A 17,635-nucleotide genomic window follows, 5' to 3' on the forward strand; every position below is an offset into this window, starting at 1 on the left:
CTGGTCCGCTAGTCTTCGGCCTCGGCGTTCTTCAGCGTCTTGGCCATGCGCACCGCGTCTTCCACGCCCTGGTAGTAGCCGACGCGGCGGTCGACTTCTTCGAACGCGTGGCGGCGGTAGAAGGCGCGTGCGCCGGCGTTGTCCGAGCGGGCCTCGAGCCGCAGCGTGCCGATGCCGGCCACGCGGGCGGTGGCTTCCAGCCAGGCGAGCAGGGCGGTGCCGACGCCCTGGCGCCGACAGCGGGGCTGGGTGGCGAGCAGCAGCACGTGCGCGTCGTCATCGCCGTAGCTCATGATGGCAAAGCCGAGCAGGTCGTTGCCGCGGCGCGCCACCACCACGTTGGTGTTGGCATCGGCCATGCTGTTCATCACGCGGCGCGGTGTCCATCGCCAGTCCAGGCCTTGCTCGATGGTGCGTCGCGACAGCGCAGCGATCGCCAGCGCATCGGAGGGCAGGGCGAGGCTGATGTCGCTTTCGGTGATCATGGAGACGCATTCTGAACCCTGCCGCACCGCGGCGACAATGCCCGAACAAACAGAACACGACCAGCTCGTCCTACCGTGCGCTCCAAGCTTTTGCTGACCCTCCTGCTGCTGCAGCTTTCGTCCGCTCATGCGGCCGGTGATGCCCAGGCCGAAGTGCGCCAGCTGGTCGAGCAGAGCCAGGCTCAGATGAAGGTCGACCCCGAGCGCAGCCGCGAGCTGGCCCAGCAGGCTTTGCAGCAGCTCGCCAGCCGCGCCGATGCGGACCTGGAGCTGCGCGCGCACCTGCTGATGTGCGACTACCAGTCCGAACGCGACCGCGCTGCCGCCGAGCAGCACTTGGCGCAAGGTGCTGCCCTGGTCGGCAGGCTGCAGCGCAAAGGCCTCGCGGCGGGGCTCAAGGGCTGCGAAGGCGGCCTCTTCGAAGGCGCCGGCGACAACGCCCGCGCACTGGCCTCGTATGAAGAAGAAGTGCAGATCGCCGAGCAGGCACACGATGACGAGATGCTGGCCGATGGCCTCTTCAACCGCGGCCACTTGCGCGGCGTGCGCGGCGAGTTCGCCAACGGCCTGACAGACCTCAAGCGTGCGCGTGCGTTGTTCGAGCGCCTGCAGTTGCCGCTCTACACGCTCACGGTCGAGAACACCATCGCCATCCTCTACAACCGCATGGGCGACTATGCGCAGGCGCGCCACTACTACGAAGCGGCGCTCAAGGCGCAGACCTCGGCCGGCCTCGTGCGCGAGCAGGCGGTGACGCAATACAACCTGGGGCGCGCGCTCGAAAACCTGCGCGACTGGGATGCCGCGCAAGCCGCCTTCGACAGCGTGCTCAAGCTCAGCCGCGACCTCGGCTACACCCGCGGCATGGCCTACGCCTTGCGCGGCTTGGCCAGCGTGCAGAACGCCCGCGGCATGCCGCAGACCGCGCTCACGCTGCTCGACCAGGCCGCAGCGCAGCAGAAGAGCGTGCTCGATGCGCGCCTGAGTGCGCAGATCCTGCTGCAGCGCGGCTTGGCGCTGCGCCTGCTGCACCGCCTCCCCGAGAGCACGGTGGCGCTGAACGACGCGCTCAAGGTCTTCAGCCAGGCCGAAGCCCTGGCCGAGCAGGCCACGACGCACGGCGCGCTGGCCGAGACGCTGGCCGAGCAAGGCGATTGGCGCAGTGCCTTCGAGCAGCAGACGCGCTTCAAGGCCGCCACCGACCAGCTGCTCTCGCGCCAGCTCGACGAGCGCTTTGCCACGCTGAAGGTGGAATACGACAACGCCGCGCGCGACCGCGAGATGGTGCTGCTGCAGCAGACGCAAAAGCTCACCGAGCATGCGCTGGCGCAAGAGCGCCTGGCCGGCCGATGGCTCTCGGTGGCAATCGCACTGGCCAGCGTGCTGCTGGTCGTGCTGGGCGCGCTGGTCTGGCGGCACAGCCGCACCAGCGTCGCGATGCGCGGCCTGGCGATGACTGATGACCTGACCGGCCTGCCGAACCGCCGCGCTGCGCTGGGCGTGATCGAGGCCCAGCTCGCGCGCACGCCGCCGCACTGCGCGCTGCTGCTGGCAGACATTGACCTCTTCAAGGCCATCAACGACAACCACGGCCATCTGGCCGGCGACCACATCCTGCGAGCGGTCGGTGAAGCCGTGCGAGCGATCGGCATCGCCACCGCGCAACCCGGGGCCTGCCTGGCGCGCTTCGGCGGCGAAGAGTTTGTTGCAGTGCTGCCTGGCGTGGCGCTCGACACCGCGGTGGCCGCGGCCGAGCGTTTCCGCCTGCAGGTGGTGGGGCTGGACGTGTCGCGCTGGTCGCCCGACCGCGGCGTGACGATCAGCATCGGCGTGACGTTGATGGCCGCTGGCGACACCGTCAGCAGTCTACTGCGCCGTGCCGACGAGGCGCTCTACGCCGCCAAGGCCTCGGGCCGCAACGCGGTGGTGGCGCGGCCTGCGCCGCATCGCGATGCTGCTGCTGCGGCCAGCGGCGAACCCATGCCGCTGGCCGCAGTGCCGGGCGGCCTCACAGGCTCACTCGACCGTGGCGCCTGAGTCCTTCACCACCTTGGCCCACTTGGCGATTTCGCGCTTCTGATACTGGGCCAGCTCGGCCGGCGTGCCGCCGACCGGGTCGAGGCCGAGTTCGAGCAGGCGCTTCGAGATCTCGGGCGCCTTGATGATCCGGCTCACTTCGCCCTGCAGCTTGTCGATGATGGGCTTCGGTGTGTTGGCCGGCGCGAACATCGCGAACCACGACACCGCTTCGAAACCGGGCAGGCCTGATTCGGCCAGGGTGGGAATGTCGGGTGCGGCGGCCGAGCGGGCGGCGCTGGTCACGCCCAGCGCGCGCAGCTTGCCCTCGCGCACCAGCGGCAGGCTGCTCGGCATGTTGTCGAACATCATCGTCACGCGCCCGCCCAGCAGGTCTGGGATGGCACCGGCGCGGCCCTTGTACGGGATGTGCGTCATGTCGATGCCGGTCATGGTCTTGAACAGCTCGCCCGACACATGGATCGACGTGCCCGCGCCAGACGACGCAAAGGTCATCTTGCCTTCCTTCTTGCCCAGCGCGATGAACTCCTTCAGGTTCTTCGCCGGGACGTCATTGTTGATAACGAGCATGTTGGGGGTGGTGGCCAGCAGCGTGACGGGCGCAAAGTCCTTCACCATGTCGTAAGGCATCTTGGTGTAGAGCGCCCCGTTGATCGAATGCGTGCCAACCGTGCCCAGCACCACGGTGTAGCCATCGGGTGCTGCCTTGGCCACCGAATCGGCACCGGTGTTGCCGCCGGCGCCGGGCTTGTTGTCGATGACCACCGACTGGCCCCACGCCTGCTGCAGGCGCTCGCCGATCAGCCGCGCGAGGATGTCGGGCGCGCCGCCGCTGGTGAAGGTCACGACGATGTGGATGGGCTGGCTGGGGTAGTTGCCCTGGGCCTGCGCCGTGGCGGCGCGGGGCTTGCTGAGGGTCTTCATGCGGTGTCTCCTTGGCTGATCCAGCGAGAAGGGTGACACGCCTTGCCGGCCGCTCGCCATAGGGGTTCAACCAGTGGGTCGCGGCTTCGAGCCATCGTGCCGAACTGTCGCTTCAGACCACGTCGATGGCTCGGCCTGCCCATCTGGTGTGACAAATGCCCCGTGCCGAAAGCGCCCGTGAATCAACTCACGCTCGCTTCGTTTCTATTTGTACGCGGGCGCTGCCGCCCTGCGCCAAGGACCGACTTTGGCCTGACCATATCGGTCCTGGGGCTTTGTTGGAAATGGACCATGCACCCTGAACCACAAGCCCTTGGCCCGATGCTGCCCGCCAGCGCTGCCGACGCCTTGTACGAAGAAGCGGCACGCGGGCTTCAAGCTATCGGCTACCTGAGCTGGGACGGCCGCAGTGCCGTGCTCGATGCATCGCGCGATGCGCTGGCCATCCTCGGCCGCCCCCTGCACGAAACGCTCACGCTGCAGACGCTGCATGGCCTGGTGCGACGCAGCCGCCATGCGGCGCTACTGACCCGCTGGAACGAAGCCGTGGCCGTGCGCAAGCGCCGCATCGACGTCGAGGTGCCCTGTGTGCTGGCCGGCGGAGAGCTGCGCCAGATTCGCGTGGTGGCCATCAACACCTACGACGCGGGCGGCGCGTTGAGCCAGTCGGTCGTCGCGCTGCAAGACGTCACGCTGCACCACGAGTTGTCGAACGCCCTGGCCGAATCCGAAGGCCGCTTCGTCGAGGCGCAGCAGATGGCCGAATTCGGCTCCTGGGAATGGGATTTCCGGCGCAACCGCGCCATCTACTCGGCCGAGGCGCTGCGCATCGTCAACCCCAACAGCGGCTCCATCACCGAGTGGGACGATCTGCCCTCGCTGGTGCCTGAAGAGCAGCGCGCCGCCGTGAGAGAAATCTTCGAACGCGCGATGCGCCACCGGCAGCCGACGCTGCGCTACGACTACCACGTGACGGGCTCCAACGGCATGCGGCGCGAGCTGCGCGGCCACGCCAAGATCATCTACGACCCGCGCGGACAGGCCAGCCGGCTGGTCGGCACCATCCAGGACGTGACCGAGCTGCGCAACTTCCGCCGCCAGGTGCACTCGCTCGCATTCTTCGACCCCGTGACCACGCTGCCCAACCGCAGCGGCCTGATCGACCACATGCAGCAGGCCGTGACGCCCGTCAACGGGTCGGCGGGCGAGTTCGGCCTGCTGATGCTGGGCCTCGATCAGTTCAAGAAGGTCAACGAATCGCTGGGCCATGCCGCGGGTGACGAGCTGCTGAAGCGGGTCGGCGTGCGACTGTCGCAGTCGCTGCGCGAGACCGACGTCGTGGCACGGCTCGAAGGCGAGGCCTTCGCCATCCTCGTGCCCGAGGTGCGCCAGGCCGATGTGCTGGCACGCGTGGCCAGCAAGCTGCTGCAGGCCTTGTCCACGCCCATCAGCCTCGAGGGCACCGACGTGTTCGTCACCGCGAGCATGGGCGCGGCACTCTTCCCGAGCGATGGCTCCGACGCCGAGAGCCTGCTGCAGCATGCCGATGCCGCGCTCTCGCACGCGAAGACCGGCGGGCGCAACAGCGTGCACTTCTATTCGCCGCAGCTCACCGCGCAGGCGTCGCATCGGCTCACGCTCGAGAGCGAACTGCGACGCGGTGTCGAGCGGCGAGAACTGCTGTTGCACTACCAACCCAAGTTCGAGCTCGGCACGCAGCGCCTCGTGGGCGCCGAAGCGCTGATGCGCTGGTGCCAGCCGCAGCGCGGCATGGTGTCGCCGATGAGCTTCATCCCGCTGGCCGAAGAGACCGGCCTGATCGTGCGCATGGGCACCTGGGCGCTGCACGAGTCCTGCCAGGCCGTGGTGGCGTGGAACCGCCAGCGCGCCGAGCCGCTGAAGATCGCGGTCAACTTGTCGGCGCGCCAGTTCGGTGACGGCAATGACCTGGTCGAAACCGTACAGGGCGCGCTCACCGCCACGGGCTGCCGCCCGCAGTGGCTCGAACTCGAGATCACCGAGAGCCTGTTGCTCGATGGCAGCGACGGCGTGCGCCAGAGCCTGGAGACGCTCGCAGCGATGGGCATCACCATCGCGATCGACGACTTCGGCACCGGCTACTCGGCGCTCGGCTACCTCACCCGCCTGCCGGTGCAGACGTTGAAGATCGACCGCTCCTTCGTCAACGAGCTGCCCGGCAACACCCGCAGCGCCGAGCTGGTCAAAGCCATCGTGTCGGTGGGCCGAAGTCTCAACATGGTGCTGGTGGCCGAGGGCGTGGAGACGCCGGAGCAGGCTGCGTACCTGCACCAAGTGGGTTGCCACCTGGCGCAGGGCTACCTCTTCAGCCGACCGGTAGAGATAGCTGCCTTCGACAAGTTGCTGGTGAGTCCGTAGGTCGAATCACGACAAGGTTCTGCACGAGCGAAGCTAAGTGCCCCTCAAGCTACGCCAGCGGAACCGGCTTTGCCGGGCCGCCGGGCGGCGCCCCTCGGGGGCAGGAGCGCAGCGACTGGGGGGCCTATTTCTCTGCGGCAGCTTTGAGATTGGTCAACCCAGCCTCGAAGTCCTTGCCGATCATCTTGTCCATGCTGACGAAGATGCCCATGAGCTTGGTGATGTAGGGCGCCGGGCCGTACATCACCCAGGTGACCTGGGTCGAGTCGCCTTGCGGCTGCAGCGTGAAGTCGGCGGTGTTGTGGCCTTCGAAGGGCTTGATGAAGTCGAGCTTGATGCTGACCTTGGACGACGGGGCCGACTCCAAGATTTCCATGCGCCCCTCGCCCACCTTGCTGTTGCCCAGCCACGCGTACGTGGCGCCCTTGCCCTGCGTGCTACCGCCGTGCGTGCGCTGCATGCCCGGGTCGAGCTTCTCCCACGGCGACCACGCGGGCCAGCTGTGGAAGTCATTGATCAACGGGAAGATCTTGTCTGGCGGCGCCTTGATGGTGGCGGTGCGTTGCACGGTGAAGCTGTCGGGCCGCGTGGTGGCGTAGGCCAGCACAGCGACCACGGCTGCGATGACGATGGCAATGACCTTGAGCATGATGCCTCCCTCAATGAGTTGCAGCCGGGCCGTTGTGGTGTCAGGCCGTGGCCGAGCTCTGCATTGAATCACCTTCCGCCGGCTTTGCGTGCAGGGCGATGCGCGTCAAGTTCCGTCGCGCAACCCCTGCACCGCCCGCGACGCTGAATCACTCTGCCAGCACGGCCTCGACCTGGATGCGCAGCACCACGTCCATCTTGAAGCCGTAGGGCTTGCCGGCGTCGATGCCGAAATCTTCGCGGTTGATGGTGGCCTGCGCATCGGCGCCGCACCAGTCGCGCTTGAACATCGGGTGCTGCAGGCACTTGAAGGTGTTGATGGTCAGCGTGACCGGCTTGGTCACGCCGTGCAAGGTGAGTTCACCCACCACGCTCGAGGGCGCACCGTTGGCGAAGCCTTCGAGGCGGCCCTTGTAGCGCACCTGCGGGTACTTGGCGGTGTCGAACAGGTCGGGCTCGCGCGCCTTGCTGTTCATGATGTCGAGGCCGAAGTCGATGCTGGTGGCGTCGATCGTGATGTCGACCGTGCCCTGGCCGGCTGCCTTGTCGAGCGTGATCTGGCCGCTGCTCTTGTTGAACTTGCCGCGCCACTTCGACATGCCCATGTGGTCGGCTTCGAAGCTCGGAAAGGTGTGGGTGGGGTCGACGACGTAGACCGCCGGTGCAGCGCCGGCTGAAGCGGCGGCGAGGCTGAGGAGAGAAAGAAGCAGGCGTTTTGTCATGAGGGTTCGCTGTTGGAGTCGATCGGCAGAATGACCGATCGCGAATTTAAGGCCCACAGTGAATCCCCGCAAACCTCATGCCTCCACCCATGATGGTTGTTGAGTGGATGACGCCCTTCACCCCGCAGTGAAGAGTGAAGCCTCAGAAGATGTAGCTCATCTTCACGCCGAATTCGCTGCGGTCGTTGCTGCGAATCACGCCGGTGAAGCCGGGGCCGTCGCCATCGAGGCGGCCCACGTCGTACACCTTGTTGAAGATGTTCTGGCCATACAGCGCGGCCGTCCACTTCGCTGCAGGCGGCGTGTAGGCCACGTTGAAGCCCACCAGCGAGCGGCCCTTGATCCGGTTGTTCTCGTTGTTGGCCGACTGGCCGTACATCTTGCCGCGGTACGAGTAATCGATGCGGGCATCGATTGCGCCGCCGTTGGCAAGGCCGGTGCGGTAGCGGGGCGACACCGAGGCCGTCCAGGTGGGCGTGAGTGCGGGCGTGTAGCCGACCTTGATGCTGCCGGTGGACGAGTCGGGCACCGAGGTGACGCGCGAGTGGATGTAGCCAATGGCCGACTGCACGCTGAATTCGCTCGTGAGCTTCAGCGTTCCATCGAACTCGACGCCCTTGGCCACGGCCACGCCGGCGCTTTCTGTCAGCGTGATGAAGCCGACACCGGGCGCTGGTGTGCTCACCTGCAGCGGCAGGTCTTTGTAGCGTGTGTAGAAGACCGAGAGGTTGGCCAAGAGCAGGTTGTCGAGGAACACGCCCTTGATGCCAGCTTCGACGTTGGTGGCCTTGGTCTGGTCGAAGGCGACGAAGGTGGAGGCGCCACCGAATGGGCGTGGCGGATAGCCGCCGCTCTGGTAGCCGGTTCCGACCGTGGTGTAGGTGCTCAGCGTCTTGCTGAGGTCGTAGCTGAGCGAGACGTCGCCGGTCACAGCGTTCCAAGAGTTCGAGCGGTAGGCGCGCTCCTTCGGTGACCAGTTGTCGAACAGCGCGCTCGCGTCTTTCTGGTCGTGCGAGTAGCGCAGTCCACCCGAGAGCTTGAGGTCGTCTTGCAGCTTGTAGCCGAGATGGCCGTAGATGGCCGTGCTCTTGGTGACCTGGTCGAGATCGAAGAAGAAGTCGGGCGGCGTGCCGGCCCCGAACACCCAGGGGCCGGAGTTGGTGTTGCCCTTCTCGTAGCCGTAGTAGAGGCCGGTCACGAAGTCGAACTTGCCGTACTCGCCGTTGAGCTGCGGTTCGACGGAGTACTGGCGCGCCCATCCGGTCTCCGGGAAGGACTCGACGTCAGCGAACACATGGTCGTCGTCGAGCCCGCCGGTGTAGCTGCTGTAGCGGTAGCCGGTCAGCACCTTGGCGGTGAGGTGGCTGTCGATGTTCCAGGTGGCGGTGAGCGAGCCGCCGGCGCCCTTGTTCGTCTGGCGGAAGAGGTTCTTCTGGCCGGAGTTGGAGTCGTCGGGGTTGGCGGGCAGGTCGGAGGCGTTTACGCCGAAGCCGCTGGCCGCAGCGGGGTCGAAGATGTCGATCGTGGTCGGCGATTTGCCGTTGATGCCACGCACACCGTCGATCGAGGCGAGTAGCGAGAAGTCGTTGGTGACCTTGAGCTTGGCGGCCACACGGCCCGAGTACTCGAAGATCTCGCCCACTTGGTCTTTGGCGTCGACCAGCAGCGCCTTGCCGATGCCGTCCCTGCGTGTCGCGTTGCCGGTGGCGACGAAGCTCAGCGCATCGCTCACCTTGAAGTTGGTGTAGCCGCCGGCCTCGACGCGGCCACGCGTGCCGAGCTTCAGGTCCACCTCGGTGACCTGCTCGTCGCCGGGCTGGGCGGTGATGATGTTGATGGCGCCGCCGAGCGTGTTCTTGCCATACAGCGTGCCTTGCGGCCCGCGCAGCACCTCGACGCGCTCGATGTTGGCGAGGCTCAGGTTGGCACCCATCTGGCGGCCGAGGTAGACGCCGTCGAGGTAGACGCCGACGCCTGGGTCGGTGGTGATGATGTGGTCTTGCAGGCCGATGCCGCGAATGAAGATCGCCGCATGCGCCGGGTTGCCGACGCCGAAGCGGTTGATGTCGAGGTTGGGCACGTACTTGCCGATGTCGGACAAGGTCTGCACGTTGCGGTCGGCGATGTCCGCGGCGGTGAAAGCCGAGACCGCGGCGGGCGTCTGGGTCAGCGTCTCGGCGCGTTTGCGTGAGGTGATGACCACGGGCTCGAACTCGACTGGTGCGGTACTGCCGCTGGGTGGTGCGGACGCAGCTGCCGCGGCAGGTGCCACCGCTTGCGCATGCGCACCCGAGAAGGCCAGTGTGGAGAGGGTTGCCACCGTGGCCGCGGCGATGGCGGTCATGCGGGGCCGGCGTGCGGCACGGGTGCCGCTCACGAGATGGGAACAGTTCAAGGCGAAGCCTCCTCGTGGGTGAGTTGAGCGCGATCGCGCGCGAGCACCAAAGTTGACCGAACGATCAGATTCCTCTGTTGTCGATGCAATGTGTGTGCCATCAATCACCGGGCCCAGCCGTCAACTTGTGGTTGTGCGGCTGGGCCTGACGAACCTGCGCGGCGGTGACCGCGCGAGCTGGGTCCACGGGGTGAGGCGCCTGCCGCGCACTCACCTCGTCTTGGAGGTTAGGCAACGCTGAACAAGTCCCTCGCAGGCGGCGCATCCTCGCTTTGGGCGGTCTGCGGCGTTGCAAATGCTCGCGATACCTGCGGGTATCGCTGTGCTTTGCGCCTTGCAGCCCATCCCAAACCGAGGCGCGCCGCCTCGCGGGGACTTATTCCGCGTCGCCTCAGGGCGTGTGCAGCCCGAGGTCGTCGAAGTTGTCTTGCGGGAACACGTCCCACTCGACGCTGATGTCCCATGTGGCCGGCGCCAAGGCGGGCACGCTGCCGTGCACGATGCCCGATTTGCGGCGCAAGGTCTTGTTGGCCGTGCTGTAGACGACGGCCTCTTTGGTGCTTGTCCATTCGGCGCCGGGGTCGAAGCCGACCTGGCCGATGGCGTCGATCACGGTGCCGGACTTTTCCAGCGTGATGGCGTCGTCGCCGTTGTAGTTGGTGGCGGGGCTGGTGATGCTGCCGGGCACCACCTTGGTGGTGGCGAAGCTGGAGTTCATGAGTACCAGGGTCGCGCCGGCTGCCAGCGTGCCGCTTAGCACGTGAGTGTTGCCGGCGGTGGCGCTGCCGTTGGAATACAGCTTGACGGTGTACGCACTCAGGTCGACCGCCGCACCGGTGGGGTTGTAGATCTCCAGCGCCTTGTTGTTGCTGCTGCCTTCGACGTACTCGCTGAAGAAGAGCTCCGGTGTGTTGCCGGTAGATGGAGCCGGGCTGATGACCACGGTACCGGTGCGCTCGACGCTCTGGCCGCCGCTGCCGTCCAGGTGCAGGACCAGTGCATAGCTGCCGGCGCTGGCATAGGTGTGGCTGGCGGTGGTGTCGGCTAGGCCGAGCGCTTGCTGCGCGCCATCGCCCCAGTCGACGCTGAGCGCGGTGCCGTCGGTCGCGGCGATGCCGGTGATCTCCACCGCCGTGCCCGCGATGCCGCTGCCGGGCAGCGTGGCGGAGAGTGCGGGCACGGTCACGGCGGCATCGGCGTTAAGCGTCAGGCCCACCAGCACCGGGTCGTGGTCGGACGAGCGGTAGGGCGTGGCCGCGTAGAGGTCTTGTGTCTTGAACTCCAGGTTGTAGTCGAGGGCGACAGGCTCATCGGCGTTGACGTGCCAGACCGTCACGCCGTTCACCTGCGTGCCCATGCTGCTGCTGGCGAACGCATGGTCGAGCACGCCCGACTGCCCATCGAACACGTACGAGTAGCGCTCGGTGGCGGGCAGCCGTTTGATCAGCTCTTCGTGGCCTGCGGCCTCCAGCGTCTTGATCGGGTCTTCGTTGAGGTAGGAGTTGAAGTCGCCCACCATCAGCACGTCGGTCTCGCCGGACGAGCTGGTCAGCGTGTTGACCCAGTTGGCCAGCGTGGTGGCCTGCACGATGCGCGATGCGTTCCAGCAACCCTGGCCCAGGTCCCGGTCGAGACTGCTGGCGCTCGACGGGCAAGAGCCCTTGCTCTTCAGGTGGTTGACCACCATCCAGAAGCTGCCGTTGTTGCTGACCGCAGCGAAGCGTTGCGCCACCGGTGGGCGCATGCCGCCATCGACCGAGAAGCCGGCGTCGGTGGGCACCACCGGGTTGCCGATGGGTTTGAGCGTCGCGGGCTTGTAGATAACGGTGACCTTGATCTCGTCAGTGCCGGGTTTGCCGCTGTCGATGTAGGCGTAGGTGCCGGCACCCAGCTTGGCGTTGACGGCGGCCACGAGGTCGGCCACCGCGACGGTGCCGTTGTTCTCGATCTCCATCAGGCCCAGTGCGTCGGCATTCAGGCCGGCAATGGTCTCGACCAGCTTCGCGCGTTGGCGGTTGAACTCGTCGGCGCTGTTGGCGCCACGCTGGTTGAGCGTGGTGAAGTAGTTCAGCACGTTCAGGCTGCCGGCCTTCAGCGTGCCGCCCACATCGGCGGGTGCCGTGGTTCGCGGGTTGGTGGTGGTGAACACCGGTGTCGCGACGGGGTGGATGCGGTAGGCATCGGCGCCCCAGGTCATCAAGCCGACCACGTTGCTCACGGTGTCGCCGACGCGGCGGGTGCCGGTGCTGTCGGCGGCCGAGAGATAGGGAATCGGGTTCGGGTTCTGGATGCTGCGACCGTCGTCGAGCACGATGCTGGCAAGCGCATTCGCCGCGATCACCTGCTCGGGTGTCGATGCACTCGGGTGGTTGTAGGGCTCGAACAGGCGGCCGCTGGAAGACAACAGCAGTTCGCCGTAGCGCCCGAGGTTCTGCACTTCGGTCACGGTCATGGGCTTTTTGATCTCGACCAGCATGCCTTCCACGGCTTCCAGGTCGGCAGCGTTCGCCACCGGCCAGGTGATGACGCGCGGGGTGATGGTCGGGCCGACGCCGCAGACGCTGACCGCCGTGACCTCGCTGAGTTCGGTGAGGCGCGCTTCGGACGCGGTGCCGCTCTGGAACTCGGCCACGGTGCCGCTCACCTGCACGTAATCGCCCTTGGCGACGTCCGTCGACGTGTTCGCCGTCGAGGTGTAGATGAAGAGCCCTTCGGAGGTGGCCGGGTCGGCATCGGCCACCGGCTGCTGAATGAAGAAACCCTTCAACTCGTTGTCGGCCTGGAAGTCGCCGGTGACGACGCCGCGCACGGTGACGATCTCGCTGACGTGCGGGCTGGTGGCGCCTGCGCCCTGCACGGCAGTGATATCGAGCAAGGTCGCCGGTGCAGCAGGGCAGGTTGGCAAGGGCGCGGTGACGACCGGCGGTGTCGTGACCGGAGGTGGGGTGTCGTCATCGCCGCCGCCGCACGCGGCCAGCGAGGCGAGCAGCGCAGCGCCGGCATACCGCCACAGTGTGACCGGCGGGGAGGGCATCTTCAGCAGCGTCATGTCAGAACTCCGTGAGAAGAATCGAAAGGCGCCTCTGGTGCAGGCACGGTTGACGAGCTTTCGCAAACGTTTGCCGCGTAGGCGTGCCGACCACCGGCAAGCACGCTCATCAAAAAGGTTTCAAGGGGCCAGGCCGATGCGCGGCTGCGGCGCCGGTGCGTGAACGGGCGCCGTCTGCATGTAGGCCAGCAAGGCATCGAGGTCCAGCCCGCCTGCACGGCGATCGGTGCCTTGGCCGAGCAGCACGAAGCCGTCGCCACCTTCGGCCAGGAAGCTGTTGACCGTGACGCGATAGGGCTGCGTCGGCACCACCGGTGCGCCGTTCAGCCGCAGGTCGAGCACGTGGCTGCCGAGCGGGGCTGCGGTCTTCCAGGTGTACGAGAAGCCGGCGGACGGTTGCAGGAAGGTCGGTTCGTCGGAGCCGCTCTTGAGTTGCGATTCGAGCAGGCTCTTGAGTTGCGCGCCGCTCAAGGTCATGACCACCAGTCCGTTGCCGAAGGGCTGCATCGTGAACACCTGACCGAAGCTCACCTTGCACGGCGGCGTGCCGAGGCATTCCAGGTCGCTGCGGATGCCGCCGGGGTTCATCAGTGCGATCTGTGCGCCGCCATCTTGCGGCGCACGCGTGGCGGCGAGCTGAGAGTCGGCGATCAGGCGGCCTGCGGCGCTGTCGGTCGAGCCGCTGCGGGTGAAGCTGGCAGTGATGGAGCCGACCGGCCGCTGTGCGGTGGGAGCGGCGAGTGCGGCATAGCGCGCCACCAGCTGGCCGATCGCGACATCGGGCTGGGCCGTGCGCAGCACCTTGGCATAGGGCTTGGGCAGCGCGGCGGCGAAGCGCTCGCGCATGGCGGGGTCGGTGCGCTCGTTGAGCACCGGCAGGTTGATGCTGCGGGTCTGCGAAGGAATGAAGTTCTGCGTGGCCGGGTCGAGCGTCACATCGACCACCGACACGCCGCGCCCGTACGAGGTGCCCTGGATGATCACGCGGCCATCGACGACGCAGCGGTAGCCCTGGTGCGTGTGCGCCGAAAAGATCACGCCGACGTCGGGTGACAGGCGTTTGGCGATGTCGAAGATCGGGCCGTGCGCGTCGAGGCAGCGGGTGTCGTTCCAGTCGCCGCGCTGCTGTGGCGGGCCGAGTTCGCCGCCTTCGTGGAACACCGCCACGATGGCCTTCACGCCGCGCGCCTTGAGTTGCTGTGCCGCAAGGTTCACGGCATCGGCTTCGTCTGCAAACGTAAGCCCCGCCACGCCGGAGGGCGACACGATGCTGGGCGTCGTCTTGGTCACCGCGCCGATCACGCCGACGCTGATGCCGCCGTAGCTCTTCACGACAAACGGCGCCAGCACCGGCTGGCCGCGCGTGTCGAGCACGTTTGCGCCGAGCAGCGGGAAGCGTGCGCCGGCGTAGGGGTTGATCGCGCACGAGGTGACTGCTGCGTTCGCTTGCGTCGGCGCGCAGCCGCCCTTCGCAATGCGATGCAGCTCGGTGATGCCGGCGTCGAACTCGTGGTTGCCCACCGCGCTCGCTTCCAGCCCGATTGCGTTCATCACCTCGATGGTCGACTCATGCTTGAACAGCGTCGAAACCAGCGGCGAGGCGCCGATCAGGTCGCCGGCCGAGAGCATCAGGCTGTTCGGCGCACCGTCGCGTAGCGCATGCACCATGCCGGCCAAAGCCGACGCGCCACCGACCGCCACGCGCAGCGGCTTGCCGGGTGCTGCGGCCGTGCCCTGCGGGTCGGCCAGCGTGAGGCTCAGGTTCGCCGACTCCAGGTTGCCATGGAAGTCGTTGATGCCGATGAGGCGCAAGGCCACCGGCTCCGTCGCCTGCGGCGTGGCGCAGGAGGCCAGCAGGCTCGCCGCGACGAGGCTGCTGATGGCGAGAAGAGCGGCACGGAGAGCGCGGTGTTTGAGCATGGTGCGTGGCGGGTCGGGGACGGGTCAGGAGTTGCTGGCGTATTCGAGCGCAAGAACCTTCAGCTGCTCGTTCACACGTTCGACGCGTTCATTGAAGTAGTTGTTGAAGACCAGGCAGAACACCGCGATGCCGATGCCGGCGGCCGTGGCGAAGAGCGCGGTGCCGATGCCCTGGCTCACCGCCTGCGGATCAGAGACACCTTGCGCCGCGAGTGCAGTGAAGGTGTCGATGATGCCGAGGATGGTACCCAAGAGACCCAGCAGCGGCGACAGCGTGATCGTCGTGTCGATCAGCCACAGCAAGCGCTTCACGCTGCCCTGCTGGGTGAGGTAGAGCGCTTGCACTTTCAGGTCGAAACGCTCCGGGTCGGCCGTCTTCAGCGCACCCACGCCAGCCACCATGCGCGCGTGCGGCCCGACGGCCACCCGCTCCAGCTCGGCCTGCAGGTCGAGCGGGTTGCGGCTGGCCATCGCGGCCACCAGCAGCTTGCGCGAGCGGTCGACGAAGATGTAGTAGATCAGCCGTTCGATGATCACTGCGATGGCCACCGCAAACAGCAGCGCCATCGCGACCAGCACGACTTCGTGCAAGAGATTGAAGTTCATGTTCGCCGAGCCTCGTGGATCAGTAGTCGACCTGGAAGGTCACGCTCGCAAAGCGGGGAGCGCCGGTGTAGACGGACGGCGTGCTGAGCGCGGCGTTGATGCCGAACTGCGAACCGCTGCCCGAGTTGGCCAGCAGGTATTGCTTGTTCGTCAGATTGCTCACATTCAGCCGGATGATCGGGTTCTTCCAGCCGTTGCCTGGACCGTTGGGCAGTTGATAGGCAGCGTTCAAGTCGAAGGTCGTGAAGGCTGAAATCGACGCATCGTTCGCCAAGGTGATCTGGCGCCTGCTGGTGTACTTGCCGGCAAGGTTCACCAGGAACGGCCCTTGCGCCCACTGAACTGACGCAGCCGCCATGCCCTTAGGCGTGTCTGGGAACTGCTTGTCGGCCGTCAGCGCATAGACCTTCTCGCCGGTGGGTGTCACGCCCACCCAGAGGTCATCTTTGATGGTGCTGCGGGTGTAGGTGCCTGAGACGTAGCCGCTGAAGCCGTGTACCGGGACGGTACCCAGTTCGACTTCCAGCCCCTTGATGGTGGACTTGCCGACATTGATGTCCAGGCGAATGCCTTGTGACGGATCAAAAGCCGAAGCGATGCGATTCTTGAAATCGACATAGAACGCGGTCACGGAGCCTTTGAACAAATCGCCCTTGTAGCGTGTGCCGACGTCCAGATTGACGGAGGTTTCCTGCGTTGCCTTGTTCTTGATACTCCACGTGTAAGCAGTCGGCGCACCGTTCACGTAGGTGACGCCCGGCGGATTGTCGATGGCACCTTGGTACTCGAAGTTGCCTGGTGCCTTGAAGTTCTTTCCGATGCCGGCGAACGTTTGCAACCGATCGCTCACCTGGAAGCTCATGTTCAAGCTGGGCAGCACCTCGTCGTAGTCACGCTGATAGTTGTAGTCGCCGCCAGCATTGGTGCCCGAATTCGCCGTATTGGTGAAGTCACGGTGGATCTTGCGATAGCTGATCCCGGGCGTTACCTGCAACTTGCTGTTCAACAGGTCAATCGTGTCTTGGACGAAGACGCTTTCGCCGGTGGAAATGGTGTGCTGGTTGCGACCCTCGTACAACGAACCGTCGTTGTACTTGACCAGCATGTCTTCGTTCCCGAGCCAGCGGTCCGAGATGCCGCCGCTGTTGGACACCCGGCTTGCTGGCTGCGTCTGGAAGTGGCGAGCACGTTCGTACCAGAAGCCGCCGAGGATCTTGTTGTTGTCGAGCGTGTAGCTGAGCTTGACGTTGACGCCCGGGCGGAAAGTTTGGGTCAAGCTGCCGCGGTAGACCATTACCGTGTCCAGTGTGTCGCCGTCGCCGTTGATGTCGCCAATACCCCCGTGCAGACGGGTGCCTCCGCTGCTTTCAGCCAGCGAGGTCTGTTGCGTGCCGCCCGTGCCGTAGCCGTACCAGAAGTAAGGTTCGACGTCCAAGCGCATGCGCTCATTGAGTTGCAGGTTGGCTTTGCCGGTCACCAAGTAGTTTTCGAACGGATTCAGCGAGTAGCCGTAGTAGGCCGTGGCCGCTGCGATGGTGCCTTCGTTTTGCGCGGTTCCGTTGACAGGGGTCAGGTGCTGTGCCGGGCTCGTCGCAAAGTCGGCGGAATAGCCTTCATTGCGCACCTGTGCCAACGTGAGCGAGCGGAAGTTATTGGTGAGCGCGCGGTTGTACAGCAAGCCTGCTGACAACTTCGAACCGCCTTTCAGGTCGTATTCGACCTTGGCATCGACGTGGTCGCGCTTGGCACCGCCCGAGCCTCGCCATTTGTCCACCTCCGACTTCGAGAACGAGATGAAGCCCTTGAAGTCGCCGACCTTGCCTGTATCGACACGCACGAATCCACGGAAGTAGTCGAGCTGACCACCCGAGGCGGCAAACCGGACGCGCTGTGTGTCGAGGGGGTCACAGGTCACCAAGCCGACGTTGCCGCCCGACGCACCAACGTGCGGTGCTTCGGTGTCGGTCGCGCCTTGTGTGACAAAGATTTCGCAAAGGTTTTCCTGGTCCGAATATTCCTGCGGGAACACCGCAAAGCTGCCGGAATCGTTGACCGGGGCGCCGTCGATCGTGAAGCCCATCTGGTCGCTGTTGAAGCCGCGGACCCGCAGGCTGCCACCGAACATGCCGGTGGCGTCCTGACTGGTGCTGTTCACGCCCGGCAGCAGCGCGAGCGCCTGGAACGGGTTGCTGCTGGACCGCGTCTTCTCGAGTTGCGCCTTGGTGACCGTGCTCTTGGCCTTGGGGGTGTCTTCGTCAATGATCAAGCCGGTACCGAGCTTGTCGCCTTCCCCGGTGACCGTGATCTTGCCGACCTCGGAGGTTTGCTGCGCATGGGCTGCGCCCAGCATCGTGAACATGGCCAGGGCCAGTGTGTTGAGCTTGAAAGTCCGCATGGCGTTGTCTTCCTTCAGAGGGGTTGCGGTGATTGGCAAAAGGAACAGGGAAAAACA

11 protein-coding genes are annotated in these 17,635 nt (G+C 65.9%); 2 read left to right on the forward strand and 9 right to left on the reverse strand.

Features of this window, described 5'->3' with window-relative positions; all coding sequences use genetic code 11:
- Nucleotides 1–8: 8 nt before the first annotated feature.
- Nucleotides 9–485, reverse strand: a complete 477-nt coding sequence (locus tag AC1DYS_RS04480; protein WP_477896443.1) for a GNAT family N-acetyltransferase — start codon at nt 483–485, stop codon at nt 9–11.
- A 75-nt stretch (nt 486–560) separates the two neighbouring features.
- On the opposite strand from AC1DYS_RS04480, the gene AC1DYS_RS04485 reads away from it, so the two are divergent.
- Nucleotides 561–2,522, forward strand: coding sequence for a diguanylate cyclase (locus tag AC1DYS_RS04485; protein WP_477896445.1), 1,962 nt, complete (start codon nt 561–563; stop codon nt 2,520–2,522).
- On the opposite strand, the gene AC1DYS_RS04490 is transcribed toward AC1DYS_RS04485, so the two are convergent.
- A complete protein-coding gene (locus tag AC1DYS_RS04490) occupies nt 2,502–3,446 on the reverse strand; it encodes a Bug family tripartite tricarboxylate transporter substrate binding protein (protein ID WP_477896447.1) in 945 nt (314 codons plus the stop codon). The two genes, AC1DYS_RS04485 and AC1DYS_RS04490, sit on opposite strands and share 21 nt — an antisense overlap.
- A gap of 291 nt (nt 3,447–3,737) precedes the next feature.
- Here AC1DYS_RS04490 and AC1DYS_RS04495 point away from each other — a divergent pair, with 291 nt between their 5' ends.
- Complete coding sequence (locus AC1DYS_RS04495; protein ID WP_477896449.1) at nt 3,738–5,843, forward strand: putative bifunctional diguanylate cyclase/phosphodiesterase; 2,106 nt, start codon at nt 3,738–3,740, stop codon at nt 5,841–5,843.
- 124 nt (nt 5,844–5,967) lie between these two features.
- On the opposite strand, the gene AC1DYS_RS04500 is transcribed toward AC1DYS_RS04495, so the two are convergent.
- The 7 genes from AC1DYS_RS04500 to AC1DYS_RS04530 all read right to left on the reverse strand — a co-directional run bounded on the left by AC1DYS_RS04500 (nt 5,968) and on the right by AC1DYS_RS04530 (nt 17,578).
- On the reverse strand, nt 5,968–6,492 hold the full coding sequence (locus AC1DYS_RS04500) for an SRPBCC family protein (protein ID WP_477896451.1): 525 nt from the start codon (nt 6,490–6,492) through the stop codon (nt 5,968–5,970).
- A 148-nt stretch (nt 6,493–6,640) separates the two neighbouring features.
- A complete protein-coding gene (locus AC1DYS_RS04505) occupies nt 6,641–7,213 on the reverse strand; it encodes a YceI family protein (protein ID WP_477896453.1) in 573 nt (190 codons plus the stop codon).
- 142 nt (nt 7,214–7,355) lie between these two features.
- Nucleotides 7,356–9,608: a TonB-dependent receptor gene (locus tag AC1DYS_RS04510; protein ID WP_477896455.1), complete on the reverse strand. Its 2,253-nt coding sequence runs from the start codon at nt 9,606–9,608 to the stop codon at nt 7,356–7,358.
- Between the two features lie 391 nt (nt 9,609–9,999).
- Complete coding sequence (locus tag AC1DYS_RS04515; RefSeq protein WP_477896457.1) at nt 10,000–12,657, reverse strand: ExeM/NucH family extracellular endonuclease; 2,658 nt, start codon at nt 12,655–12,657, stop codon at nt 10,000–10,002.
- A 120-nt stretch (nt 12,658–12,777) separates the two neighbouring features.
- Nucleotides 12,778–14,577 (reverse strand): bifunctional metallophosphatase/5'-nucleotidase, encoded by a 1,800-nt coding sequence (locus tag AC1DYS_RS04520; protein WP_477896459.1) that lies wholly within the window; start codon nt 14,575–14,577, stop codon nt 12,778–12,780.
- 24 nt (nt 14,578–14,601) lie between these two features.
- The gene (locus AC1DYS_RS04525; RefSeq protein ID WP_047497524.1) at nt 14,602–15,183 is read right to left on the reverse strand and encodes a MotA/TolQ/ExbB proton channel family protein; all 582 of its coding nucleotides are present in this window, start codon (nt 15,181–15,183) and stop codon (nt 14,602–14,604) included.
- A 19-nt stretch (nt 15,184–15,202) separates the two neighbouring features.
- Nucleotides 15,203–17,578, reverse strand: a complete 2,376-nt coding sequence (locus AC1DYS_RS04530; RefSeq protein WP_477896462.1) for a TonB-dependent receptor — start codon at nt 17,576–17,578, stop codon at nt 15,203–15,205.
- Between the last annotated feature and the right edge of the window lie 57 nt (nt 17,579–17,635).

Source organism: Rhizobacter sp. P2_G4, from assembly GCF_056403575.1.